The organism is Opacimonas viscosa (genome assembly GCF_024199005.1).
GTDB lineage: Bacteria > Pseudomonadota > Gammaproteobacteria > Enterobacterales > Alteromonadaceae > Opacimonas > Opacimonas viscosa.
The window spans coordinates 1-245 of sequence record NZ_JANATA010000279.1 but is presented as its reverse complement, the minus strand read 5'-3'; the positions used below and the strand labels follow the sequence as shown (position 1 = coordinate 245).

Here is a 245-nt window from a genome sequence, read left to right as displayed (position 1 = left end):
ACTCAATACCGCTTTCGTAGCTGTTTTTACCTTCAATGATACGCTCTGGCGGTACTGTCATACCCAATTCCGCCAGGGTATGCGTGATCCCTTCCAAACGTTCTACGGTTGAATAGTAATGCTTTGGACCACTGATAATCGCAATGTCCTTGTGTCCCAATGAAACCAGGTAGCGCGCCATATCGCTGAGCGCAGCCCGGTCATCTGACACGACAATGTTTTCCTGCTCGTCAATTTTAACCGAC

General features: G+C 48.6%; 1 pseudogene. It reads right to left on the bottom strand.

Annotated features, from left to right (window positions below):
- Positions 1-211 (bottom strand): annotated as a pseudogene (locus NLF92_RS13590) (LacI family transcriptional regulator); the annotation flags it as partial.
- Positions 212-245: the final 34 nt, after the last annotated feature.